Genomic DNA, 24911 nt, shown 5'->3' with positions numbered 1-24911 from the left:
GAAGCCGATGCGAATCGGCTGCAGCGCAGCTAGTCTGCGTTGATGCGCCTCGTCGTCATCTGCATCGGCCGCCTGAAACAGGGCCCGGAACGGGAGCTCGCCGAGCGTTATCGCGAGCGCTTCGAGGATATCGGCCGCAAGCTCGGCTTTCGCGGCCTCGACATTCATGAGATCGCGGAGAGCCGCGCGCGCGACACCGGTGCGCGCATCGCCGAAGAGGCCACGGCGATCTCGGCTTTGCTGCCCGACAAGCACGCGCTGGTGGCGCTCGATGAACGCGGCAAGAGCATCGACAGCGCAGGCTTTGCCCAGCAGCTCGGCCGCTGGCGCGACGAGGGATTGGCGCATACTGTCTTCGTGATCGGCGGCGCGGACGGACTTTCGCCCGAATTGCAGCGCAAGGCTTCGTTGCGTATTGCATTCGGCTCCGCGACCTGGCCGCACCAAATGGTCCGCGTCATGCTTCTGGAACAGATTTATCGGGCCGCAACCATTTTGGCCGGCCACCCCTATCACCGCGCCTGAGGCGCGGCGACGGACAGTCGAAAGCGCTGAACGCACTCGGATGCAGCACAAGCGGGACAGAGCTTCGTATTTGGCTTCGTATCTCGGCACCGCGCGCCGCTTCTGGTTGCCGGCGTCGCTGCCGTTGTCGATCGCCATGTTCGCTGCGTATCCGCTGACAGCGGCGCACGCGCAAGCGACACCTCCAGCGCAACAATCCGCGCCGCCGGCGCAGCAGGCCACCGCGGCGGAGACATCGCCCGATGCCATCAAACAGCGCGAGCAGGAGCTCGAGGCCGCACGCGAACAGCAGCGCAAGGCGACCGAGCTGCAGGAGAAGCTGAAAGCCGACATCGCCGCGATCGGCCAGGACCGCAGCAAGCTGAACCAGCAGCTGATCGACATTGCCGGCCAGGTGCGCGGCGTCGAGACGCGGATCGCGGACGCCGAGGCACGCTTGCAGGCGCTCGACGGCCGAGAGCGTGAAATCCGCGGCTCGCTGGATTCACGCCGGTCCGAGGTGATCGAGGTGCTGGCCGCGCTGCAGCGCGCCGGACGACGCACGCCGCCGGCGCTGCTGGTGCGGCCCGAGGATGCGCTGCAATCGTTGCGCACCGCGATGCTGCTCGGCGCCGTGGTGCCGGAGTTGCGCGTTCGCGCGGAGAAGCTTGCCGCCGACCTCGGCGAACTGGTGGCGCTGCGCAAGACGATCTCGACCGAGCGCGACGCGCTGGCCGGCGACCGCGACAAGCTCAGGGACGACCAGACCCGCCTTGCGGCGCTGGTCGACGAACGGCAGCGGCAGCAGAGCGCGGCCGAAAAGGACATGGAGGCGGAAGGCGCCCGCGCCATTACGCTGTCCAAGCAGGCCGACAATTTGCAGAGCCTGATCGCCAAGATGGAGCAGGATCTCAAGAGCGCGGCCAAGGCGGCGGCCACGGCCAGCCTCCAGGGGGCGCCCGCGACGGTTAACGGCAAGCCCAATCTGGGGGCCCTGAAGGACCCCGCCCGCCTCAGCCCGGCGGTCGCCTTTGCCTCGGCCAAAGGCCTGTTCTCCTATCCCGTGAATGGCACCAAGATTCGCGAATTTGGCGGTTCCGACGGCGCTGGCGGCGTACAAAAAGGCATTTCTTTGGCAGCCAAGCCGGGCGCGCAGGTCACAACCCCGTGTGACGGCTGGGTTGTTTACGCGGGTCCCTTCCGCAGCTATGGACAACTCTTGATCCTCAATGCCGGGGGCGGGTATCATGTCCTGATCGCCGGGATGGAGCGTATTTCGGTAAACATCGGCCAGTTTGTACTTACGGGGGAGCCGGTTGCGACCATGGGGTCGACGTCCCAAGTTGCATCCATTCTCGCGACCGATGCGAGCCAGCCAGTGCTCTATGTCGAGTTCCGGAAAGACGGCACTCCAATCGATCCAGGTCCATGGTGGGCCGCAAATGAAGGCGAAAAGGTTCGCGGATGATGCGCAAGACTTCGGTAATTCTCCTTAGCGCCGCCACCGGCGCGGCCCTGACGCTTTTCGTCACGCAGCCCCGCGCGGTGCTGATGGGATCGAGCGCGCGCGCCGCGACGTCGGACACCTACCGCCAGCTCAATTTGTTCGGCGACGTGTTCGAGCGGGTGCGCAGCGACTATGTCGAGAAGCCCGATGACTCCAAGCTGGTCGAATCCGCGATCTCGGGCATGCTGTCCGGCCTCGATCCGCACTCGAGCTACATGGATGCCAAGAGCTTCCGCGACATGCAGGTGCAGACCCGCGGCGAGTTCGGCGGCCTCGGCATCGAAGTCACGATGGAAGACGGGCTGATCAAGGTTGTCTCGCCGATCGACGACACCCCGGCCTCGAAGGCCGGCATCATGGCCAACGACATCATCACCAATCTCGACGACGAGGCCGTGCAGGGCCTGACGCTGAACCAGGCCGTCGAGAAGATGCGCGGTCCGGTCAACACCAAGATCAAGCTCAAGATCATCCGCAAGGGCCAGGACAATCCGATCGACGTCACGCTGGTGCGCGACAACATCCGCGTCCGCTCGGTGCGCGCGCGCGTCGAGGCCGACGACATCGCCTATATCCGCATCACCACCTTCAACGAGCAGACCACCGAAGGCCTGAAGAAGGAGGTCGCCAATCTGCAGGGCCAGATCGGCGACAAGCTGAAGGGCTACATCATCGACCTCAGAAACAACCCCGGCGGCCTGCTCGAGGAAGCGGTCACGGTGTCCGATTCCTTCCTGGAGCGTGGCGAGATCGTCTCGACCCGTGGCCGCAATGCCGAGGAAACCCAGCGCCGCGCCGCCCATCCGGGCGACCTGACCAAGGGCAAGCCGGTCATCGTGCTGATCAACGGCGGCTCGGCTTCGGCCTCCGAAATCGTCGCCGGCGCGCTGCAGGACCACAAGCGGGCGACGCTCGTCGGCACCCGCTCGTTCGGCAAGGGTTCGGTGCAGACCATCATCCCGCTCGGCTCGGGCAACGGCGCGCTGCGCCTGACCACCGCGCGCTACTACACGCCGTCGGGCAAGTCGATCCAGGCCAAGGGCATCGTGCCCGACATCGAGGTGCTGCAGGACGTGCCGGAAGAGCTGAAGGCGCGCACCGACACCAAGGGCGAGGCCTCGCTGCGCGGCCATCTGAAGAACGATGGCGACGAGAAGACCGGCTCGCAGTCCTATGTGCCGCCGGATGCCAAGGACGACAAGGCGCTGAAGATGGCCGACGACCTGCTGCACGGCATCAAGTCGACCTCCAGCGCGACGACGCCGGCGCCTGAGGCCGCGCGCGACAAGGCCGCGGTCGACAAGCCCGGCAACAAGGCCGCGAACTGATCCATCCAATCGATCTGGCGCAAAGGGCGGCCCTCGGGCCGCCCTTTCTGCTTTCTGCACCTGTGCTTCGACCGGGAGGCCGGGGCGCGGGAATGCACCGCATCGTGCTATCGTTCGCCCTGTTGATTCGGGGAGGGTCATGGCAGAGGCGGCCGACGAACTGAGCACGCCGCTTGGGCAGACGACCAAGGGCAGGAGGCGCCGCGTCCGCCTGCCATTCACGGCGATGCAGGCGCTTGCCGTGCTGCTCGGGCTCGTGCTGGTCGGTTTCGGCGGCGTCGCGCTGTTCAACGACAATCCGCTCGGCGGCGAACCGATGGCCCGTATCGCGCTCGGCACGCCCCCGCCCGCAGTTGCCGACGACAAGCGCGCCCCGGCCGGCCAGGCCGAACCGGTGGCCAAATCCCCCGCCAAGACACCGGCCGCAGCCGGCGACGCCAAAGACGCGAAGACCGTCACCATCATCGACGGTTCCAGCGGCAAGCGCCAGGACGTGGTGATCGGCGCCGCGGATCCCGCCGACAAGGGCGATGGCGACGCGCCGGCGCTCGCGACGACCGGCATCGACCCCCGCCTGCTGGAAAAGTCGCGCTACGGCATGATCCCGGTGGTCGCCGACGGCCTGAAGCCGTTCACGGTCTATGCGGCCGACGCCGACCGCGCCAAGGCGGGCCGGATGCCGGTGGTCGCCATTGTGGTCGCCGGCCTCGGCGTCGGTGCCGCCAAGACCACTGATGCCATCATGAAGCTGCCGCCGGCCGTGACGCTGGCCTTCACGCCCTATGGCGCCGATCCCGGCAAGCTTGCGGAACGGGCCCGGACCCAGCGCCACGAGATCCTGCTGCAGATTCCGATGGAGCCGTTCGACTATCCCGACAACGATCCGGGGCCGCAGACCTTGCTGACGACGCTCGGCAGCGAGCAGAATCTCGACCGCTTTTATTGGCACCTGAGCCGCCTGCAGGGCTATGCCGGGATCGCCAATTTCATGGGTGCCCGGTTCGTCGCAACCGATCTCGTGATGCAGCCCATCGTCCGCGAAGCGGCCAAGCGCGGCCTGAGCTATTTCGATGACGGTTCCACCCCGCGCAGCGTCGCGCAGAGCCTCGCCGCCGGTCAGGCGCTGCCGTTCGCCAGGGCCGATTTCGCCATCGACGCGGTGCCGACGTCGGCGGAAATCGACCGCGCGCTGGTCAAGCTGGAGACGATCGCCAAGGAACGCGGCACCGCCGTGGGCGTCGCCTCGGCGCTGCCGGTCTCGATCGAACGGCTCGGCGCCTGGCTCAAGACACTGGACTCCAAGGGCATCATGCTTGTGCCATTGACAACGGCGATGCTGAAATCAAAATCGGGCTAAAGATCAATCCGTTGGTGCAGCTTGAGACCTTGCCGGGGGGCCGGGTCGGCGGCTCCGGAAACTGTACGAGGTAGCGGCAGCATGGCACGTTATGAAGACCTGCCCTATCGAACCTGCGTCGGCATCATGCTGCTGAACACCGCGGGGCTGGTCTTCATCGGACGCCGCGCCGGCGGCATCGAGCATGTCGACGACGCTCATGTCTGGCAGATGCCGCAAGGCGGCGTCGATCCCGGCGAGGATACGTTTCAAGCCGCGAGGCGCGAACTCTATGAAGAGACCAGCGTCAAATCAGTGGAAAAGCTCGGCGAGGTCCCGGACTGGCTGATCTATGACATCCCGCGCACCGTCGCGGGGCGCGCCTGGAAAGGCCGCTATCGCGGCCAGCGGCAAAAATGGTTCGCCTTGCGCTTCACCGGCGAGGAGAAAGAGATCAACGTCTCCAATCCCGGCGGCGGTGGCCACAAGGCCGAGTTCATGTCCTGGCGCTGGGAGCCGATGAAGAATCTGCCGGAGCTGATTGTGCCGTTCAAGCGCCCGGTCTATGAGCGCGTCGTGAAGGAATTCGCCGGTTTGGCGGCCAAATAGACCCACGACGTACGCAACCGAGATGTCATCAGATAAGCCCTATCGCCCCAACGTGGGCATTGCGCTGTTCAACGCCGCTGGACGCGTGCTGATCGGCCACCGGATCAAGGACGATGGTCCGGAGATCGTGTTGCCCGGCCTCGAATGGCAGATGCCGCAAGGCGGCATCGACGCGGGTGAGGATCCGCGCCAGGCCGTGATGCGCGAATTGTGGGAAGAGACCGGAGCCGTCAACGCCGACTATCTCGGCGAGACCGACTGGATGACCTACGAATTTCCGTCCCATCATGTGCCGGAAACACACCGTCTGGCACGATTTCGTGGCCAGCGGCAAAAGTGGTTCGCGCTGCGCTTCACCGGGCGCGACGACGAGATCGATCCGTTGACGCCGCGCAACAACCAGCCCGCGGAATTCGATCAATGGCGCTGGGAGCGCCTCGAACGCGTCGCCGATCTCGTGGTGCCGTTCCGGCGCGACGTCTATCGCGCGGTCGCGACCCGGTTTACGGAATTTGCCGGCTGATCTGCAGGCCCAACGCGCCGTGCGTCGCCCGGCGTCATGCCATAGGTCGCGCGGAACACGCGATAGAAGGTCGCGATGCTGTCGAAGCCGCATGAGAACGCGATCTCGTCAATGCCCCGCTCCTGCATGAGGTAGAGAGACCGCCTCGCCTCCTTCAGCCTTGCCGCCGTCAGCGTCCGCGCAAACGACAGGCCGGTCGGCTCGAACAGCGCATGCAATTGCCGCAGTGAAATGCAAAGCTCGGTGGCCACCGCGGCCGGCGTGAGCGACGGCCGATGCAGGTCGCGGAGCAGGATCTCGCGCGCGGCGTGGAGGTAACCCGCATGCAGCGCGGCACGGATTTCATCCTGGCGCGGCCGCACGCGCCCGCGCGCAAGCAGCGCCAGGCGCACCATATGCGTGACGTCGCCGGCGAACTGCCCGGCCTGCGCGGGATCATGCGTCATCGCGCGGAACATGGCGCCGACAAGCCGGGTCAGCCCGGCATCCCGCGACAGCATCACCGGCGGCACGTCCTCGGTCCGCGCATCGAGCACAAGCTCGCTGGTGACGGGAATCTTGAGGCTGTAGAAATGAAAGCCGTCGGTGCGTTCGGGCTTCGAGGCAAACGGAAGATTGGAGTGGCCGAACACCAGATCTCCGTTGCGCACGTACTGGACGCGATCGCGGCCAATATCCATGTGACCGGGCCCGCGCACCTGCCACGCAAGATGCAGGCTGTTGCTCGGGACGCGTGCGATATCGGACGAGGTCCGGCTGACGCGATAGGAGGATGCGAACATTTCCGCCAGCACGGCTCCGCCCACCGGCGTGGCCGAGAACCGTCCACGGAAATCGGGCCGCTTGTCACGGTCGAGCTCGATCGTGACCCCGAACAGGCTTTTGCCGCGGACCTCGCACCAGTGCTCGAAACGGTCCTGCGGGCGGAGAGCATCAGTCGAGAAAGTCAGCACAGCTTCTTGTCCGTTACATCAGGGATGAAATCGCGATGCGATTGGGCCAATTCGTCATCGCACTGCAGCTTGCCATTTGTGCACGATCCTCGCTGTAAGCTGGCTCACAATTTCCGGATCATGTCCTGAAGCGCGATGAGATTGGGTTGAATCATCATCGCGCTTCAGCTCTTTGTTTGAGCATGATCTCCGCGCAAACGCGTTCGCGTTTGTCGCGAGGGAAAACCGCTTCGCACTTTTCCGGATCATGCTTTAGTTCGGGCCGACCGCGAACGGGCCGATCGCGATGACACGACAATCGCTGTCGCGCTTGACGCACTCGCCGAGCGCCGAATTCACCGCGGTCTGTTCGTTGGCAGCCTTCAATCCGAGCCCCGGCCGTCCCTGCGCGCCGACCGCGATCGCATTCCAACCCGCCGTCGCATCGGCGAGCTTCCGTGCAACTTCATTGCGTTCGCCCGGCGCGATGACCGAGCTGTCCGCGGCCTTGAAGAAGCCCGTGACACGCAACGTGGTCGGAATCGGCACCACGAAGACATCGTCGACCACGACGATCGTGCAGGGCACGCCCGCGACCGCGCCGCAGGCTTGCAGGTTGCGGCGCGCCGATTCCTCCAGCGAATCGATGCCTGAATTGAAGAAGAAATGCCCGCCCGGACCGAGCGCGATGGTCCGCGTCCGCCCCGGCACGAACAGGTTGTCGAGCCGGGCCCTGGCCGGGTCGCGCAACAGCGGAACGTCCTTGGTGGCGTACGGCTTCTCGACCAGCGCATCGCGCTTCACCCATGGCAAGGGCGGCAGCGGAGGCTGGCCATGGGCATACACAACGGTGTTGCCGACGGCATACAGTTCGCACTTGCGCGGCGAGTTGGCATTGTCGGCGCGCTTCTGGCACAGCTCGAGTGCCGCCGTCTTCGCCGCGTCCTCGCTCGGCTGCGCCACGCTCCATCCGACGAAGCCGTTGATGTTGAGGGCCACCGCCTTGGAATCGCCTGCGGGCAAATATTCGGCCACGAGCGCGCTACGGGTGCGGTCGCTGACGAAGGGCGTGCTGTCGGCGACGAACCTATCGCCCGATGAAATCGAAGGTGGCGGTGACGGCGGCACCGGAGAGGCCGGCGCGGCCAGATTCGGCGCAGGCGCAGGTTTCGCCGGGGCAGGCGGCGCCGTCGATGCTGATGGCGACGGTGCGGCCGACGGCGCCGGTGATGCGGATGCCGCGGGCGCGGATGTCGGAGTGGAGCTCGCCACGGAAGCGGGCTTCGTCGCCGACGTTACCAGCTTGGCGTAGGTGAGGAAGCCGCCGACGCCGATCGCCGCCAAGAGCACCAGGGTGATGGCGGCGGGCCACATCCAGGCCGGCGCACCCGCAGGGGCGGCCTTGACCGGCTTCTTGACCTGCGGCGTCGCGTAGGTGCCGTCCTCGCGCCGCATCGCCACCATATAGGCGTGCACTGGGGTCGGGATGTTCTTCACTTCCTGCGCGCCGATGTCGGCGAACTGCACCGACAGCTTGTTGGCGACCTGTTCGTGCACCGCGCGCGATATGCAGATGCCGCCGACCTCGGCGAGGCCTTCGAGCCGCGCGGCGATATTGACGCCATCGCCGAGCAGATCGCCATCGCGCTCGACGACGTCGCCGATGGTGATGCCGATTCGAAACGCCATCTGCCGGCTTGGCGGATACGCCATGTTGCGCGTGCGCAGGCTTTCCTGGATGTCGATCGCGCAGCGCACGGCTTCAACGGCGCTGGGAAATTCCGCAAGCACCGCATCGCCCGCGGTGTTGAAGATGCGGCCGCCGCATTTCGCAATGAAATCGTCGGTGACCTGCCGGTAGGAGGCGAGCCGCCGCAGCGTCTCTTCCTCATCCTCGGCATATCGGCCGCAAAGATCGCCGCGATCTTGCGCTTCATGAGCACCAGCCCCGGAACCCAAATATAGCGGGCAGAATGCCGCCAGACGCTCGCAGGCGCAATAAGCATTCGGCGCCCGCCAGGATGCGGCGAGCGTTGAATTATTCAAGTTTCGTAGCCGATGACTGGAAATGTGAGCGATTTCACAAGGAGGTCCGGCTCACCCGGACGCAACGGCGCGATCGCGACTAGGCAATCGCGCCTTAGTGCATAGCCGTCGCGTTGAGCTCGTGCTGGATGCCCTTGAAGTGATCGAGCCGCTCGATCGCGTGGTCGAGTTCGGTCCCCTCGTGCTCGGAGAGCTTTTCCTCCATCTCGGCGATCGTCTCGGCAAACTTCGCACGATCGAGATCCGCAATCGCGGTCGCGACGTCGGCGAGCACGGTGAGGCCCTTGTCCGACACCTCGGCAAGGCCGCCGAGCACGATCACCTTCTCGCGCTTGCCGGCGGCCGTGATCGTCAGGATCCCCGGACGAACCGTGGCCACGACCGGAGCATGGCCGGCGAGCACACCGAAATCACCCTCCACGCCGGGGACGTCGACCTGATCGACCTCGCCGGAGAAGGCGAGCTTTTCGGGAGAGACGAGATCGAAGTGGAAGGTGGCCATGGAAAACCTACGAATAGTGAGTAGCGAATAGCGAGCGGCGGCATAGGGAGTGCGCGATTGACTATTCGCTACTCCCTATTCGCCATTCACTTGCTTAGGCCGCTTCGGCGGCGAGCTTCTTGCCCTTCTCGACGGCTTCTTCGATGGTGCCGACCATGTAGAACGCCGCTTCCGGCAGATGGTCGTACTTGCCCTGGCAGAGATCGCGGAAACCCTTGATGGTGTCGGCGAGGTCGACGAACTTGCCCGGCGAGCCGGTGAAGACTTCGGCGACGTGGAACGGCTGCGACAGGAAGCGCTCGACCTTGCGGGCGCGGGCGACTGTCAGCTTGTCCTCTTCCGACAGTTCGTCCATGCCGAGAATGGCGATGATGTCCTGCAGCGACTTGTAGCGCTGGAGGATCTGCTGGACCATGCGCGCGGTGTTGTAGTGCTCGTCGCCGACGACGAGCGCCGACAGCATGCGCGAGGTCGAGTCGAGCGGATCCACCGCCGGATAGATGCCCTTTTCCGAGATCGCGCGCGACAGCACCGTGGTGGCGTCCAAGTGCGCGAACGAGGTGGCGGGCGCCGGGTCGGTCAAGTCGTCGGCCGGCACGTAGATCGCCTGCACCGAAGTGATCGAGCCCTTCTGGGTGGTGGTGATGCGCTCCTGCAGCGCGCCCATGTCGGTCGCGAGCGTCGGCTGATAACCCACCGCCGAAGGAATACGGCCGAGCAGCGCCGACACTTCCGAGCCCGCCTGGGTGAAGCGGAAGATGTTGTCGACGAAGAACAGCACGTCCTGGCCCTGGTCGCGGAAGTGCTCGGCAACCGTCAGACCGGTCAGGCCGACGCGGGCACGGGCGCCCGGCGGCTCGTTCATCTGGCCGAACACCAGCGCGCACTTCGACTTCACGCTCGGATCCGGATTGTGCGGATCGGCGTTGACCTTCGATTCGATGAACTCGTGATAGAGGTCGTTGCCTTCACGGGTACGCTCGCCGACGCCGGCGAACACCGAGTAACCACCGTGCGCCTTCGCGACGTTGTTGATCAGTTCCTGAATCAGCACGGTCTTGCCGACGCCGGCGCCGCCGAACAGGCCGATCTTGCCACCCTTCGCGTACGGAGCAAGAAGATCGACGACCTTGATGCCGGTGACGAGGATTTCGGCTTCGGTCGACTGATCGGTGTAGGTCGGCGCTTCCTGATGGATGGCGCGCAGGCCTTCGGACTTGATCGGACCGGCTTCGTCGATCGGCTCGCCGATCACGTTGATGATGCGGCCGAGCGTGCCTTCGCCGACCGGCACCCGGATCGGCTCGCCGGTGTCGGTCACTTCCTGACCGCGGACCAGACCCTCGGTGATATCCATCGCGATGGTACGCACCGTCGACTCGCCGAGATGCTGCGCGACTTCGAGCACCAGGCGATTGCCGCCATTCTTGGTCTCGAGCGCATTCAGAATCGCCGGAAGGTGGCCTTCGAACTGCACGTCGACCACGGCGCCCGTGACCTGGGTGACGCGACCGTTCTGGTTGGCTGCTGTAGCCATGGACTGTTCTCCTTCGAAATCTGCCTTAGACCGCCTCAGCGCCGGAGATGATTTCAATCAGCTCCTTCGTGATCTGGGCCTGGCGGGTCCGGTTGTAAATCAGGGTTTGCTTGCGGATCATTTCGCCTGCGTTGCGCGTCGCGCTGTCCATCGCGCTCATCTGCGCGCCGTAGAACGAAGCGTTGTTCTCCAGCAGCGCGCGGAAGATCTGCACCGCGAGGTTGCGCGGCAACAGGCTGCCGAGAATCTCGTCTTCTTCAGGCTCGTATTCGTAGGACGTGGCGGGGGCCGCGCTGGCCGCGGGCGCAGCCACCTCGAGCGGGATGATCTGCTGCGCGGTCGGGATCTGCGCGATCACCGACTGGAAGCGTGAGTAGAACAGCGTGCAGACATCGAATTCGCCGGCGTCGAACCGCGCCAGCACCTTCTGGGCAATGTCCTCGGCATTGACAAAGCCGATCTGGCGCACCGAACGCAGGTCGAGATGCTCGACAATGCGCTTCTCGAAGGTCCGCCGCAGCTGCTCGTAGCCTTTGCGGCCGACGCAGAAGAATTTGACTTCCTTGCCCTGCGCGAGCAGCGACTGCGCCCGCTCGCGCGCCAGGCGCACGATGGCCGAGTTGAAAGCGCCGGACAGGCCGCGCTCGCCGGTGCAGACCAGCAGCAGGTGCACTTGGTCCTGACCGGTGCCCGCAAGCAGCCGTGGCGCGCCGGGCGAGCCATTGGCCGCGGCGGCGATGTTGGAAATCACCGCATCCATTTTGGTGGCATAAGGCCGCGCCGCTTCGGCGGCGTTCTGCGCGCGGCGCAGCTTCGAGGCTGCGACCATCTGCATGGCCTTGGTGATCTTCTGCGTCGCCTTGGTCGAGGCGATGCGGACCCGCATGTCTTTTAGTGACGCCATTCTTCGTTCACCCCGGCGATCCGACCACAACGGTCAGATCGCAAGCCTCCGTTCGTCACGCCCGGCGGCGAGCCGGGCGACGTCCCATTCGTTATGCAAACGTCTTGGCGAAGCCTTCGACCGCCGTCTTGAGCTTGGCGGCGGTGTCGTCGGACAGATCGCGGCTCGTGCGGATCGCATCGAGGATGTCGGCGTTCTTGCCGCGCAGCAACGACAGCAGACCGTCCTCGAACGCCTTCACCTTGTTGAGCGGCAGCGGATCGAGATAGCCGTTGGTGCCGGCCCAGATCACGCAGACCTGCTCTTCCATCTTCAGCGGCGAGAACTGCGGCTGCTTCAGGAGTTCGGTCAGGCGCGAGCCACGGTTGAGCAGGCGCTGCGTCGAGGCGTCGAGGTCCGAACCGAACTGCGCGAACGCCGCCATTTCGCGGTACTGCGCGAGTTCGCCCTTGATCTTGCCGGCCACCTTCTTGGTCGCCTTGGTCTGCGCCGACGAACCGACGCGCGACACCGACAGACCGACGTTCACGGCAGGGCGGATGCCCTGGAAGAACAGGTCGGTTTCCAGGAAGATCTGGCCGTCGGTGATCGAAATCACGTTGGTCGGGATGTAGGCCGACACGTCGTTGGCCTGGGTTTCGATGACCGGCAGCGCCGTCAGCGAGCCCAAGCCATGCTCCTTGTTGAGCTTGGCGGCGCGCTCGAGCAGGCGGGAATGCAGATAGAACACGTCGCCCGGATAGGCCTCGCGGCCCGGCGGACGGCGCAGCAGCAGCGACATCTGGCGATAGGCGACGGCCTGCTTGGACAAGTCGTCATAGATGATCACGGCGTGCATGCCGTTGTCGCGGAAGTATTCGCCCATGGTGCAGGCGGTGAACGGCGCGATGTACTGCATCGGGGCCGGATCGGACGCGGTGGCCGCGACGATGATCGAGTATTCCAGCGCGCCCTGCTCTTCGAGCACCTTGACGAACTGCGCGACGGTTGAGCGCTTCTGGCCGATCGCGACGTAGACGCAATACAGCTTGAGGTTTTCGTCCGGCTGGGCGTTGAGCGGCTTCTGGTTCAGGATGGTGTCAAGCGCGATCGCGGTCTTGCCGGTCTGACGGTCACCGATGATCAGCTCGCGCTGGCCGCGGCCGATCGGAATCAGCGCATCGATCGCCTTCAGGCCGGTGGCCATCGGCTCGTTCACCGACTTGCGCGGAATGATGCCGGGCGCCTTGACGTCGACGCGCTTGCGTTCGGTCGCCTGGATCGGACCCTTGCCGTCGATCGGGTTGCCGAGCGCATCGACGACGCGGCCGAGCAGGCCCTTGCCGATCGGCGCGTCCACGATCGCGCGGGTGCGCTTGACGGTCTGGCCTTCCTTGATTTCGCGGTCGGCGCCGAAGATCACGATACCAACGTTGTCGGTTTCGAGGTTGAGCGCCATGCCGCGCGTTCCGTTCTCGAACTCGACCATTTCACCGGCCTGAACGTTGTCGAGACCGTAGACGCGGGCAATACCGTCACCGACCGACAGCACCTGGCCAACTTCGGTGACTTCGGCTTCCTGGCCGAAATTCTTGATCTGGTCCTTGAGGATCGCAGAAATTTCTGCGGCGCGGATGTCCATCAGCCTGCCTCTTTCATCGCGTTCTTGATCGAATTGAGTTTGGTGCGAAGCGAACTATCCACCATGCGGCTGCCAAGCTTGACCACGAGGCCACCGATAATGGAGGGATCGACCTTCACGTTAAGCGCGACGTCCTTGCCCGTCACTGATTTCAGTGCGGCCTTCAGCGCGTCGAGATTCTTGTCATTGAGCTGCTCGGCGACGGTGACTTCCGCAGTCGCCTCGCCCTTGAACTTCGCCACCAGCGCGCGATAGGCGCGGATCACATCGGCAATTGCGAACAGCCGGCGATTGGCGGTGAGCACCTTGAGGAATTTGGCCGACGTGCCGGAGATACCGGCCTTGTCGAGCACCGCGGTCAGCGCCTTCAGCTGGGCATCCGCGGAAAACACCGGGCTGCGAACGAGACGCTTGAGATCGGCGCTCTCGCTGAGCATGGCCTCGAATTTGTCGAGGTCGGCCCTGACTTGATCGACGGATTGCTCGTCGCGCGCCAACTCGAACAGGGCCGTTGCGTAACGACCGGACACTCCCGAAACGGACGGATCTTCAGCAGCCACGAGCTCGCTCTTTTTTGCTGTCAAATTCGCAAGGGAAAAACCGTCGCCACCAAAGCAGCGCCTAGCGATCCAAGCCCTTGGAATTCAAGCGGGACTTCGATTTTCGACCGGCACAGGACGTGCCGGGACCGTTAAAATCGCGGCTTTGCTAACATAGCAATCGCGCAGGTGCAACATGACGGCATCGCGCGAGCCGCCTTGTCGCATGCGCTTTTTGACGACCGCAGCGAGCCGCCGAATCATGAAAATTCGGCGCGCGGAAATCCGTCCCGCCGACACCGATTCAGGTCAGCGCAGATTTGTTCCATCGAAAATCTGCATGGGCCCATGGTTCCTAGCGCAGGGAACCCAAAACGGGCGTCCGCTTCATTTGGCGATTACTTACCGAAAACTTACCAGCGCCCCTCTAATCAGTATTCATGAGTATAGTTATCGTTAAAAATTGGTTAACTGGCAAGATTACGGAACCTCGTTCGAATACCCCGAAGCGGTAACAAGATATTTCAACACGAGACAATCAGGATTTACTGCCCAATTCGTGCCTCATTGCGAAACCAAACGGCATTGGTCAACGAAGGGACGGGGGTTCCACTTGCCGTGTTAGCAGCAATACTGTCTGAGGGTCTTATCAATGCTGAATATCAAGAAGGCGGCGGGCAATAGTACCCGCTCGCGTACGGCGCTTGCTTTTGTAGCCGCAACTCTACTGGTCGGGGGCAGCGTGACGGAGGCGTCCGCGAAGTCCAGGCACCACCATCATCGCCACCACCATCATCACCACGCCCGCGCCGAAGGCTCGTCCTGGCGCGACGCCAATGCATCGATCCAGCCGTCCGGCGGCCACTCGTTCTCGGGGATGGCTTCCTTCTACGGCAATGAATCCGGCAGCCGCACCGCTTCCGGCCAGCGCTTCAATCAGAACGCCATGACCGCGGCCCACCGCTCGCTGCCGTTCGGCACCAAGCTCCGCGTCACCCATGGCGGCCGCAGCGTCGTCGTCACCATCAACGATCGTGGCCCGTTCATCCGCGGCCGCGTGCTCGACCTCTCGACCGGCGCAGCGCGCGCCATTGGCCTGACCGGTGCCGGCGTCGGCCGCGTCACTGCCGAGGTCGTCTCGTAACGCGTTCAGTAAGCGTTGCGTTGCGTAACGGCCGCGAGGCCTGCTTCGCGCCAAAGGCCTGCCGTCGCGAATGACGGCAGGCTTTTTCTTTGCAGGCAGCTTTACAGGAAACTCTGCGGATCGACGTCGACCTCGAGCTTCAGATTGCCCTTGGTCTTCGGACCCGCCTCAAGCCACTCGCGCAGATATTGCGACAGGTCGACATTGCGCAGCGACTTCACCAGCAGGCGGAAGCGGTAGCGGCCCTTGATGACCGCCAGCGGCGCCTCGGCGGGGCCGAGCACCTGGATCCGCTCATCGAGCGGCGCGACCGCGGCGAGCTTGCGCGCAAAGCCTTCCGCCGTCGGACGGTCGCCGGCAGAGACGATCAGGCTCGCCAGCCGGCCGAACGGCGGATAGCCGGTGCGCTCGCGAATCTCGATCTCGCTGGCGTAGAACGCCTCGCGGTCATTGGCGATCAAGGCCTTGATGACGGGATGCTCGGGCTGGTGCGTCTGCAGATAGCCGACGCCACGGCCCTGGTCGCGGCCGGCACGGCCGACCACCTGGTTTAACAGCTGGAACGTCCGCTCGGCGGCGCGCGGATCGCCATTGCTCAAGCCGAGATCGGCGTCGATGACGCCGACCAGATTGAGCCGGGGGAAATTGTGCCCCTTCGCCACCAGCTGTGTTCCGATGATGATGTCGACGCGGCCCTCGGCGATCTCATTCAGCTCGCTGCGCATGGTTTCGATCGAGGTGATGAGATCGCTCGACAGCACCATGGTGCGGGCCTCGGGGAAGATGTGAGCTGCCTCCTCCTGCAGGCGCTCGACACCGGGGCCGACCGCGACCAGCGATTCCTCGGCCGCGCAATGCGGGCAGATGTTCGGGCGCGGCATCGAGAAGCCGCAGTGATGGCAGACCAGCCGCTGGCGGAATCTGTGATCGACCAGCCATGCATCGCAGATCGTGCAGGCGAAGCGGTGACCGCAGGCACGGCATAACGTCAGCGGCGCGTAACCGCGGCGGTTGAGGAACAATAGCGCCTGTTCGCGGCGCTCGATCGCATGGCGAATCTGCTCGGCCAGCACCGGCGAGATGAAACGGCCGCGCGGGGGCGGCGCGCGGCGCATGTCGATCGCCTCGATATGCGGCATGTGCTGGCCGCCGAACCGCGATGGCAGCGCGACGCGCTGGTAGCGCCCCTTGCGCGCATTGACCTCGCTCTCGACCGAGGGCGTCGCCGACGCCAGCACGATCGGGATCTTGGCGATATGGGCGCGGACCACCGCCATGTCGCGCGCGTGATAATGCGCGCCCTCGTCCTGCTTGTAGGCCTGGTCGTGTTCCTCATCGACGATGATAAGGCCGAGATCGGCATAGGGCAGGAACAGCGCCGAGCGGGCGCCGACCACGACCGGCGCCTTGCCCTCGGAGATCGCAGCCCAGTTCCGCGCCCGCGTGCGCGGCGTGAGCTCCGAATGCCATTCCAGCGGCCGCACGCCGAAGCGCTGCGCAAAGCGGTCGAGGAACTGGCCGGTCAGCGCGATTTCCGGCATCAGGATCAGCGTCTGCTTGCCGCGGCGGATGTTCTCGGCGATCGCCTCGAAATAGACCTCGGTCTTGCCGGAACCGGTGACGCCGTCGAGCAGCGCGACGTGAAAGCTGCCGCTGGCAGCGAGCGTCCGCAGCACGTCGACCGCGCTGCGCTGCTCGCGCGAAAAATCCGGCTGCGCATAGGATGGATCCGGAACGGGTGGCGCTGCCGGCGGCGGCATGGCCTCGACCGTCAGCGTGCCTTCGTCGACCAGGCCGTCGATCACTCCGGAACTGACGCCGGCCTCCCGCGCCGCCTCCGACTTGCCGTGCAGCAACCGGTCCGACAGCACCTCGATCACCCGCCGGCGCGCCGGTGTCAGGCGCCGCGGCGGCTCGCCGACCAGGCGCACCCCGAGGCGCATCCGCTCGGGCCCGAGATTTTCGCCCATCCGCAGCGTCATCCGCAGCACCATGCCGCGCGCCGACAGTGTGTAATTGGAGACCCAGTCGACGAGCTGGCGCAGCTCCGCCTTCAGCGACGGAACATCGAGCTTCTCGCTGACGTCCTTGAGCCGGTTGTGCAGCCGCGGATCGGGCCTGGCGTTCTCGGCCCACACCACCGCGACGACCTCGCGCGGCCCGAGCGGAACGCAGATTACGTCGCCGGGCGCAAGCTCCATGCCGCGCGGCACGCGGTAGGAATAGGTCTGGTTCAACGCGACAGGCACCAGCACGTCGACGACGCCTGTCGTCGATGCAGAGGCTGGGCCGGGGCGCGTGGTGTGGTCCATTGAATCAGAACTTTGAAAACCCGATCGGGCTAGAGCATTTTCGGTTCTGATTGAATCAGAACCGAAGCTCTAGTACCCAGAATCAGAGCTGAGTGATACGGCGGCCTTTGAAACGGCGTTGACGGACCTTTTTCTTGGTCCAGACGAAGGGCTCGGCTCTGTCGTTGTATGCGTTGACGTAGGCATCGATGTGCTCCTGAAGCTGCGTGAGGCTTGTGAAGGAGGTGCCGCTGAGCGACTGCCCCTGCAAGATCGAAAACCATACCTCGACCTGATTGAGCCAAGACGCACTTGTCGGCGTGAAATGAAATTGCACGTTGGGGTGGGCCTTGAGCCAATGCTCGTTCTTCTTGTGGGTGTTGAGGTTGTCGAGGATGACGTGAAGCTTCCGGTTCGGAAAAGCCGCGGTGACGCTGTTCATGAAGTCGAGAAACTCGACGCGGCGTCGGCGTTTTGAATGCGCCGCGATGATCTTTCCGGTGGCGACTTCGAGCGCCGCAAACAATGTTGTGGTGCCATGCCGCTTGTAATCGTGGCTCTGGCCGGTCAAGGCGCGGCCATTGGGCAACTTCAGATAACCCTGCGCTCGCTCCAAAGCCTGGATCGAGGGCTTCTCGTCCACGCACAGCACAATGGCCTTCGCGGGCGGGGCGACATAGAGGCCGACAACATCGGCGGCTTTGGCCGTAAAGTTCGGGTCGTTGCTCTCACACCAGGACTTACGAGCCGCGAGGTCAATCTTGTGGCTGCGCAGGAACCGCCAGACATATTGGACGTCAACATCGCCCAGCGCCCCGGCCAGCAGGGGCCCGGTCCAGCGTGCGAACCCGTCCGGCGGCGGCTTGTCCAGCAGCTTCAGAATCCGCTTGTCGGTGGCCTTCGTATAGATTGGCTGCTTGCCCGGTCGCGGCTTGTCTTGCAGCCCTTCAAGGCCTTGGTCGGCATAGCGATGCCGCCAAAGGCTGACAATCCGCGGCTGGACCCCAACTTCCTTGGCGATCGACCGAGTGCTGCGTCCATCCGCCGCCAACAGAACTATCCGCGCCCGCTTCAAATCGCGCTGCAACGTCACCGGGGAGCGGCAACACGCCTCAAGCACCTTGCGATCTTTCCTCGAAAGGTGGACTTCTCTTGCTTCGGGTATCATCCCGACCTTGAATCACGACTCACGCTTTAAGAACAGTAGGTACTAGCTTCTTGTTTTGACGCGTTTTCTCCACGCGAACCGGTGCTCACTTCGCTCGAAAACGCTCTATCACCGCTGCGCCGCTTTAGCGAACGGTAAACGAAGGCAGTGCGATATAATCAGGAGAATCGCAGCGCCAATAGCCCTCAGGACATGGCCGTTCAAGACATGGCCGCTCAAGACATGGCCCGAACCGACCAGCCCATCCAGCCGCTCGAGCTCGACTGCGCCGACGCATCAGTCACGCAGGAGATGACGCGCTGGCTGTCGCATCTGCGCGCGGAGCGGCGGCTATCGCCGAAGACGCTCGAGGCCTACGCCCGCGATGTGCGCCAATGCCTGACCTTCCTGGCCGGGCACTGGGGCGCGCGCGTGACGCTCAAGGCATTTTCCGCGCTCGAGGCGAGCGATGTCCGCGCCTTCATGGCGATGCGCCGCGCAGACGAGATCGGCGGGCGATCGCTGATGCGGGCGCTGGCGGGCCTGCGCTCGTTCGGACGTTTCCTGGAACGCGAAGGCAAGGGCAAGGTCGGCGCGCTCTCGGCGATCCGCGCGCCCAAAGTGGCGAAGAGCCTGCCCAAGCCGATCCATATCGAGGCAGCGAAGCGCCTTGCCGACGCGGACGAGCGTGCTGACGAAACCCGCGAGACCTGGATTCTGGTGCGTGATGCCGCCGTCATGGCGCTGCTCTACGGTTCGGGCCTGCGCATCTCCGAGGCGCTCGGCCTGAAGCGCCGCGACGTGCCGAAGCCGGGCGAAGGCGACGTGCTTGTCGTGACCGGCAAGGGCAACAAGACCCGCATGGTGCCGGTGCTGCAGAACGTGCTGCAATTGATCGCGGACTATGCGGCGATCTGCCCGCACCAGCTCAGCCCGACCGGGCCGATGTTCGTAGGCGCCCGCGGCGGCCCCCTCAGCCCGCGCATCATCCAGCTCACCATGGAGCGGCTGCGCGGCGCGCTCGGCCTGCCCGACAGCGCGACGCCGCATGCGTTGCGGCACTCCTTTGCCACCCATCTGCTCAGCCGCGGCGGCGATTTGCGTGCGATCCAGGAATTGCTCGGCCACGCATCGCTGTCGACCACGCAGATCTACACCGGCATCGACAGCGAGCGCCTGCTCGAAGTCTATCGCTCCGCGCACCCGCGCGGCTGAACGCCCGGATCTGAGTTCAGAACACAGCGCGGGCTTCGCTCCCATCAATGCGCCGTTCATATTCATAGGACTGCTACAAACCGCCCGCCCCTTGCCTTGTGCGCCGCATTCGGCAATCGTGGCGCGGTCTCATCCGGAGGGGAATCATGAGCGCACATGAAAGTATGGAGCACGCGGAGCATGCCGAGCATGCGTCGGGTGAGAACAAGAAGATCGCACTCCTGATCGCCGTGATCGCGCTCTGCCTGGCGCTGTCGGAGACGCTCGGCAAGGGCGCCCAGACCGAATCGATCAGCAAGAACGTCGAGGCGTCCAACCTCTGGGCCTTCTTCCAGGCCAAGAGCATCCGCCGCACGTCGGTGCAGACCGCCGCCGAACAGGGCAAGCTGAACCTCGCGACCACCACCGACGAAGCGGCCAAGGCCGCGTTGCAGAAGCAGATCGACGACTGGCAGAAGACCGCGGCGCGCTATCGTTCGGAGCCGGAGACCGGCGAAGGCTCAGAGCAACTCGCCGAACGCGCCAAGCACGCCGAACATGAGCGCGACGAGGCCACCGCGAAGTATCATCACTTCGAGCTGGCCTCCGCCGCCTTCCAGATCGCTATCGTGCTGGCGTCAGCGACGATCATCACGAGCATCATCGCGCTGGCCTGGGTGTCGGGTCTGGTGACGCTGGCCGGCATCGTGATGACGCTGCTCGGCCTGTTCCAGCCGCATTTGCTGCATCTGCATTGAGGCAGCGCGGCTCCGCTCTGTGACCGTCATCCCCGCGCAACGGCATTGCCGTTGTCGCTGGAGGCGCGAGCGGAGCGAGCCTCGAAGGATCGACGGCCACCGGCCGGGCCGTGCATCCTTCGAGACGCGCGAAGCCTGTCATCGGGCCGCGCTTCGCGCGGACCCGTTGGCGCTCCTCAGGATGACGGAACGGAAAGCCTTGATCAAAGAACCTTGCTGGTCTCATGCACGCTTTTGCGGAAGCGCGCGATCAGGCGCAGCGTGCGCGCCGACCAGCCGTCGCCGTCGCCGCGGATCATCTCGAGGATGCGCCGCTTGACCGGTTCGACCAGCGCGGTGGCCTTGGCCCGCAGCCCCATGACGAAATTATAGAGTGCCTCGAACCAGGGCATCTCCAGCAGCTTCGGCCGCGTCACGTCGAACAGGAACGCCGTCACGCCGACGCCGACGATCTTGGCGAACAGGATCAGCGAGACCGCGCTGAGCCAGTATTGGTTTGCCAACAGCCAGAGCCCGACCAGCTTCAGCGGGAACAGCGGGATGACCGGCACGACGAAGACGATCAGCGTCATCGCCGGCGACAGCGAATCGACCCGGTCGGCAAGCCATTGCTTGAGCGCGCGCAGCGGAATCCACGCGACCACCCGCGCCACGATCGGTTCGACGTGGTCCCATAGCCAGGCCTCGATCAGGAAGATGATCGCAAGCAGGACCCAGAACGGCTGAAGCAGGCGGCGCAGCATCGCTATGATCTCTACCCGGCTCGCATGCCGGATGTTCGATCACATATGGATGGCGCGCTTGCCGACCGCAAGCGCGGCCTCCTTGATCGCCTCGGAGCGGGTCGGATGCGCGTGGCAGGTGCGGGCCAGATCTTCCGCCGATCCGCCGAATTCCATCAGAACGCAGGCTTCATGGATCATTTCGCCGGCTTCTCGGCCGACAATGTGCACGCCGAGCACCCGATCCGTCTTCGCATCTGCGAGAACCTTCACGAAGCCGTCGGTGGTCTGGTTGACCTTGGAGCGGCCGTTTGCAGTGAACGGGAATTTGCCGACGGTATACGCGACGCCGGCCTGCTTGAGGTCTTCCTCGGTCTTGCCGACCGACGACACTTCCGGCGTGGTATACACAACACCTGGGATGACGTCGTAGTTCACGTGGCCGGCCTGGCCCGCGATGATCTCGGCGCAGGCTACGCCTTCGTCTTCCGCCTTGTGCGCAAGCATCGGCCCGGCCACGACGTCGCCGATGGCGTAGATGCCCTTCACATTGGTCGAGAAGTGCGCGTCGATCTCGACCCGGCCGCGATTGTCGAGCGCAACGCCGGCTTCCTTCAGCCCGAGGCCCTCGGTGTAGGGCACGCGGCCGATACAGACGAGCACGACGTCGGCCTCGATGGTTTCGGCGGCACCGCCCGCGGCCGGCTCAATCTTGGCCTGCAGCGTCTTGCCCGAGGTGTCGACCGAGGTGACCTTGGCACCGAGCTTGAAGACAAAACCCTGCTTTTCCAGCATGCGCTGGAATTGCTTGGCCACTTCGCCGTCCATGCCGGGCAGGATGCGGTCGAGGAATTCCACGACGGTGACCTTGGCACCGAGGCGATGCCAGACCGAGCCGAGTTCGAGCCCGATCACGCCGGCGCCGACGATCAGGAGACTTGACGGCACCTTCTCCAGCGACAGCGCGCCGGTCGAGGACACGACGCGCTTCTCGTCGATCTCGATGCCCTTCAGCCGCGCAATATCGGAGCCGGTGGCGATCACGATGTTCTTGGTCTCGACGGTCTCGGACTTGCCGTCGCCGGAGACCTCGACCTTGCCGGCGCCGAGGATCTTGCCGGTGCCCTTGAGCACGTCGATCTTGTTCTTCTTCATCAAGAACTCGACGCCCTTGACGTTGCCGTCGATGCCCTGCTGCTTGAAATTCATCATCGCCGGCAGATCGAGCTTCGGCGCCGGGACGCTGACGCCCATCTTGGCGAAGGAGTGCGCGGCCTCCTCGAACATCTCGGAGGCGTGCAGCAGCGCCTTCGACGGCATGCAGCCGACATTGAGGCAGGTGCCGCCCAGCGTCGCATTCTTCTCGACGACGGCAACCTTCATGCCGAGCTGCGCCGCGCGGATCGCGCAGACGTAACCGCCGGGGCCAGTGCCGATGACGACGAGATCGTAAGAAGCCATGATTGAGGTCCTGTAGCTAAACTCTGTGACAGTTGGGCGGGCGCGATTCGATCGGAAGACCGCTTCCCGCTTCTTGATCGTGTTCTAGAGCCCCGTTCCGATTGAATCGGAACGGGGCTCCAGGCGCTTGTCTTGACGCGTTTTCTTCACGCGAACCGGTAGCCACTTCGCGCGAAAACGCTCTAGCGACCGCCCGACACGTCGAGGATCGCGCTGGTGACGTAGGAGGCCTCGTCCGAGATCAGCCAGACGATGGCGTTGGCGATCTCGTCGGCGGTGCCGACGCGCTTCATCGGCACCATATGGGCAAGCCGATGGGCGCGATCGGGCTCGCCGCCCGCGGCGTGGATGTCGGTATCGATCAGCCCGGGCCGGATTCCGGCGACGCGGATGCCTTCACCCGCGACCTCGTAGCCGAGGCCGACCGTGAAGGAATCGATCGCCCCCTTGGAGGCGGCATAGTCGACATAGGTGTTGGGCGCGCCGAGCCGCGCCGCGACCGAGGAGAGGTTGACGATGACGCCGCCCTCGCCGCCGTGCTTGGTCGACATCCGCTTCACCGCCTCGCGCGCGCACAGAATGCTGCCGGTGACGTTGACCGCCATCATCTGCTGGATGCGCTCGGCCGACATCTCGTCGACACGCACACCGCTCTTGCCGACGATGCCGGCATTGTTGACGAGCGCGCCGAGCGTTCCGAAGCTGTCTGCGGCCTTGAACAGCGCCAGGATGTCCTGCTCGCTGCCGACGTCGCATTTCACTGCGATCGCCTTGCCGTTCTTGGCCTCGATCGCGGCGACGACCTCATTGGCCGCCGCCTGATTGGACGCATAGCCGACCACGATGCGATAGCCGCGCGCGGCAGCAGCGAGCGCGGTGGCGCGGCCGATGCCGCGGCTACCGCCGGTGATGACAACGACCTTATCCGTCACATTGATCCCCAAATGTAAGCACCCAACAGAACGCGACGCCCGAGGTAATCGGGTGTCGCGCGCGAATGACCTTACAGGTCCAGCACCAGGCGGGCCGGATCCTCCAGGCTCTCCTTGACGCGCACCAGGAAGGTGACCGCTTCCTTGCCGTCGATCACGCGGTGATCGTAGGACAGCGCCAGATACATCATCGGCCGCACCTCGATCTTGCCGCCGACCACCATCGGCCGCTCCTGAATCTTGTGCATGCCGAGGATGCCGGACTGCGGCGCGTTGAGGATCGGCGTCGACATCAGCGAGCCGTAGATGCCGCCATTGGTGATGGTGAAGGTGCCGCCCTGCATCTCGTCGATCTTGAGCTGACCGTCGCGGGCGCGGCGGCCGAAATCGGCGATTCCCTTCTCGATCTCGGCGATCGACTTGTGGTCGCAGTCGCGCACCACCGGCACCACCAGGCCGCGGTCGGTGCCGACCGCAACGCCGATGTGATAGTAGTTCTTGTAGATCAGGTCGGAGCCGTCGATCTCGGCGTTGACGGCGGGAATGTCCTTCAAGCCCTGCACGACCGCCTTGGTGAAGAAGCCCATGAAGCCGAGCTTCGAGCCGTGCTTCTTCTCGAACGTGTCCTTGTAGAGGGCGCGCAGCTTCATCACCTCGGTCATGTCGACCTCGTTGAAGGTCGTCAGCATCGCGGCGGTGTTCTGCACGTCCTTCAGGCGGCGCGCGATAGTCTGGCGCAGCCGGGTCATCTTCACCCGTTCCTCGCGCGCGGCGTCGTCGGCCGGCGAGGGCGCACGGACCTGCACCGCGGCAGCCGGCTGATTGACCGGGGTCGGCGCCGAGGCGGCCTTCTCGATCGCGGCCAGCATGTCGCCCTTGGTGACGCGGCCGTCCTTGCCCGAACCGGGGACCGTGGAGGCATCGACGCCGCTCTCGGCGGACAGCTTACGCACCGAAGGCGCGAGCGGCGCATCCGACGGCGGCACCTTGGGCGCAGCCGGTGCGGGAGCGGCGGCAGCGGCCGCCGCAGCCGGTGCGGCGGCCTTGGCGGGCGCAGCGGCAGCAGGCTTGGCCGCAACAGCGCCGTCATTGATCTGGCCGAGCAGCGCACCGACGGCGACGGTCTCGCCATCCTTGGTGATGATCTCGCCGAGCGTGCCGGCGACCGGCGCGGGCACCTCGATGGTGACCTTGTCGGTTTCCAGCTCCACCAACGGTTCGTCCACCGCGACGGCCTCACCGGCCTTCTTGAACCAGCGGCCGATCGTGGCCTCGGTCACGGATTCCCCGAGCGTTGGAACGCGAATTTCAGTCATGGTCTTTTCCCCGATAACCTTGCGGTCGTAAAACTTGTCTCGCCACCGCCGCCAAAGC

The 24911-nt window shown here is 64.8% G+C and carries 21 protein-coding genes and 1 pseudogene; 9 read left to right on the top strand and 13 right to left on the bottom strand.

Annotated elements, in window-relative coordinates; genetic code table 11:
* The first annotated feature begins 42 nt into the window (after positions 1-42).
* From rlmH to HAP54_RS13660, 6 genes are all read left to right on the top strand, one after another.
* Positions 43-525 carry a 23S rRNA (pseudouridine(1915)-N(3))-methyltransferase RlmH gene (rlmH, locus tag HAP54_RS13685; protein WP_166300628.1) on the top strand — a complete coding sequence of 161 codons (483 nt, stop codon included), beginning with the start codon at positions 43-45 and terminating at the stop codon, positions 523-525.
* 40 nt (positions 526-565) lie between these two features.
* Positions 566-1972, top strand: a complete 1407-nt coding sequence (locus HAP54_RS13680) for a murein hydrolase activator EnvC family protein (protein ID WP_166300626.1) — start codon at positions 566-568, stop codon at positions 1970-1972.
* Complete coding sequence (locus tag HAP54_RS13675; protein ID WP_029081348.1) at positions 1969-3339, top strand: S41 family peptidase; 1371 nt, start codon at positions 1969-1971, stop codon at positions 3337-3339. The genes HAP54_RS13680 and HAP54_RS13675 overlap by 4 nt, the downstream gene beginning before the upstream one ends.
* A 139-nt stretch (positions 3340-3478) precedes the next feature.
* A complete protein-coding gene (locus HAP54_RS13670) occupies positions 3479-4696 on the top strand; it encodes a divergent polysaccharide deacetylase family protein (protein WP_166300624.1) in 1218 nt (405 codons plus the stop codon).
* Between the two features lie 81 nt (positions 4697-4777).
* Positions 4778-5284, top strand: a complete 507-nt coding sequence (locus tag HAP54_RS13665) for an RNA pyrophosphohydrolase (RefSeq protein WP_029081346.1) — start codon at positions 4778-4780, stop codon at positions 5282-5284.
* A 22-nt stretch (positions 5285-5306) separates the two neighbouring features.
* A complete protein-coding gene (locus HAP54_RS13660; protein ID WP_166300623.1) occupies positions 5307-5807 on the top strand; it encodes an RNA pyrophosphohydrolase in 501 nt (166 codons plus the stop codon).
* Here HAP54_RS13660 and HAP54_RS13655 read toward each other — a convergent pair.
* From HAP54_RS13655 to HAP54_RS13625, 7 genes and pseudogenes are all read right to left on the bottom strand, one after another.
* Positions 5765-6760, bottom strand: coding sequence for a helix-turn-helix transcriptional regulator (locus tag HAP54_RS13655; protein ID WP_166300621.1), 996 nt, complete (start codon positions 6758-6760; stop codon positions 5765-5767). The two genes, HAP54_RS13660 and HAP54_RS13655, sit on opposite strands and share 43 nt — an antisense overlap.
* 252 nt (positions 6761-7012) lie before the next feature.
* Positions 7013-8676: pseudogene (locus HAP54_RS13650) on the bottom strand (adenylate/guanylate cyclase domain-containing protein).
* 203 nt (positions 8677-8879) lie between these two features.
* Positions 8880-9287, bottom strand: a complete 408-nt coding sequence (locus HAP54_RS13645; protein WP_166300619.1) for a F0F1 ATP synthase subunit epsilon — start codon at positions 9285-9287, stop codon at positions 8880-8882.
* 94 nt (positions 9288-9381) lie between these two features.
* On the bottom strand, positions 9382-10824 hold the full coding sequence (gene atpD / locus HAP54_RS13640) for a F0F1 ATP synthase subunit beta (protein WP_029081341.1): 1443 nt from the start codon (positions 10822-10824) through the stop codon (positions 9382-9384).
* 25 nt (positions 10825-10849) lie between these two features.
* The gene (locus HAP54_RS13635) at positions 10850-11728 is read right to left on the bottom strand and encodes a F0F1 ATP synthase subunit gamma (protein WP_166300617.1); all 879 of its coding nucleotides are present in this window, start codon (positions 11726-11728) and stop codon (positions 10850-10852) included.
* 91 nt (positions 11729-11819) lie between these two features.
* Positions 11820-13349, bottom strand: a complete 1530-nt coding sequence (gene atpA, locus HAP54_RS13630) for a F0F1 ATP synthase subunit alpha (RefSeq protein WP_038384679.1) — start codon at positions 13347-13349, stop codon at positions 11820-11822.
* Positions 13349-13909: a F0F1 ATP synthase subunit delta gene (locus tag HAP54_RS13625; protein WP_166300615.1), complete on the bottom strand. Its 561-nt coding sequence runs from the start codon at positions 13907-13909 to the stop codon at positions 13349-13351. The genes atpA and HAP54_RS13625 overlap by 1 nt, the downstream gene beginning before the upstream one ends.
* A gap of 631 nt (positions 13910-14540) precedes the next feature.
* Here HAP54_RS13625 and HAP54_RS13620 point away from each other — a divergent pair.
* The gene (locus tag HAP54_RS13620) at positions 14541-15032 is read left to right on the top strand and encodes a septal ring lytic transglycosylase RlpA family protein (protein WP_166300613.1); all 492 of its coding nucleotides are present in this window, start codon (positions 14541-14543) and stop codon (positions 15030-15032) included.
* 101 nt (positions 15033-15133) lie between these two features.
* On the opposite strand, the gene HAP54_RS13615 is transcribed toward HAP54_RS13620, so the two are convergent.
* Entirely contained in the window at positions 15134-17344 is a 2211-nt protein-coding gene (locus HAP54_RS13615; RefSeq protein ID WP_166300611.1) for a primosomal protein N', read from the bottom strand.
* An 82-nt stretch (positions 17345-17426) separates the two neighbouring features.
* On the bottom strand, positions 17427-18491 hold the full coding sequence (locus tag HAP54_RS13610) for an IS630 family transposase (RefSeq protein WP_166204319.1): 1065 nt from the start codon (positions 18489-18491) through the stop codon (positions 17427-17429).
* A 222-nt stretch (positions 18492-18713) separates the two neighbouring features.
* On the opposite strand from HAP54_RS13610, the gene HAP54_RS13605 reads away from it, so the two are divergent.
* The gene (locus HAP54_RS13605; RefSeq protein ID WP_166307833.1) at positions 18714-19685 is read left to right on the top strand and encodes a tyrosine recombinase XerC; all 972 of its coding nucleotides are present in this window, start codon (positions 18714-18716) and stop codon (positions 19683-19685) included.
* Positions 19686-19831: 146 nt separating this feature from the next.
* Positions 19832-20422: a DUF4337 domain-containing protein gene (locus HAP54_RS13600; RefSeq protein ID WP_166300610.1), complete on the top strand. Its 591-nt coding sequence runs from the start codon at positions 19832-19834 to the stop codon at positions 20420-20422.
* Between the two features lie 203 nt (positions 20423-20625).
* Here HAP54_RS13600 and HAP54_RS13595 read toward each other — a convergent pair whose 3' ends face one another.
* The 4 genes from HAP54_RS13595 to odhB form a co-directional block, all read right to left on the bottom strand.
* Positions 20626-21165, bottom strand: a complete 540-nt coding sequence (locus HAP54_RS13595; protein ID WP_029081333.1) for a hypothetical protein — start codon at positions 21163-21165, stop codon at positions 20626-20628.
* Positions 21166-21204: 39 nt separating this feature from the next.
* A complete protein-coding gene (gene lpdA / locus HAP54_RS13590) occupies positions 21205-22605 on the bottom strand; it encodes a dihydrolipoyl dehydrogenase (protein WP_166300608.1) in 1401 nt (466 codons plus the stop codon).
* A 182-nt stretch (positions 22606-22787) separates the two neighbouring features.
* The gene (locus HAP54_RS13585; protein ID WP_166300606.1) at positions 22788-23537 is read right to left on the bottom strand and encodes an SDR family oxidoreductase; all 750 of its coding nucleotides are present in this window, start codon (positions 23535-23537) and stop codon (positions 22788-22790) included.
* A 71-nt stretch (positions 23538-23608) separates the two neighbouring features.
* Positions 23609-24853 carry a 2-oxoglutarate dehydrogenase complex dihydrolipoyllysine-residue succinyltransferase gene (odhB, locus tag HAP54_RS13580; RefSeq protein WP_166300604.1) on the bottom strand — a complete coding sequence of 415 codons (1245 nt, stop codon included), beginning with the start codon at positions 24851-24853 and terminating at the stop codon, positions 23609-23611.
* Positions 24854-24911: the final 58 nt, after the last annotated feature.

The sequence above is a fragment of the Bradyrhizobium sp. 2S1 genome, assembly GCF_011516625.5.
Taxonomy (GTDB): Bacteria; Pseudomonadota; Alphaproteobacteria; order Rhizobiales; family Xanthobacteraceae; genus Bradyrhizobium; species Bradyrhizobium septentrionale.
Note: the sequence above shows the minus strand (reverse complement) of the source record. Positions and strands in the feature narration are given on the sequence as shown.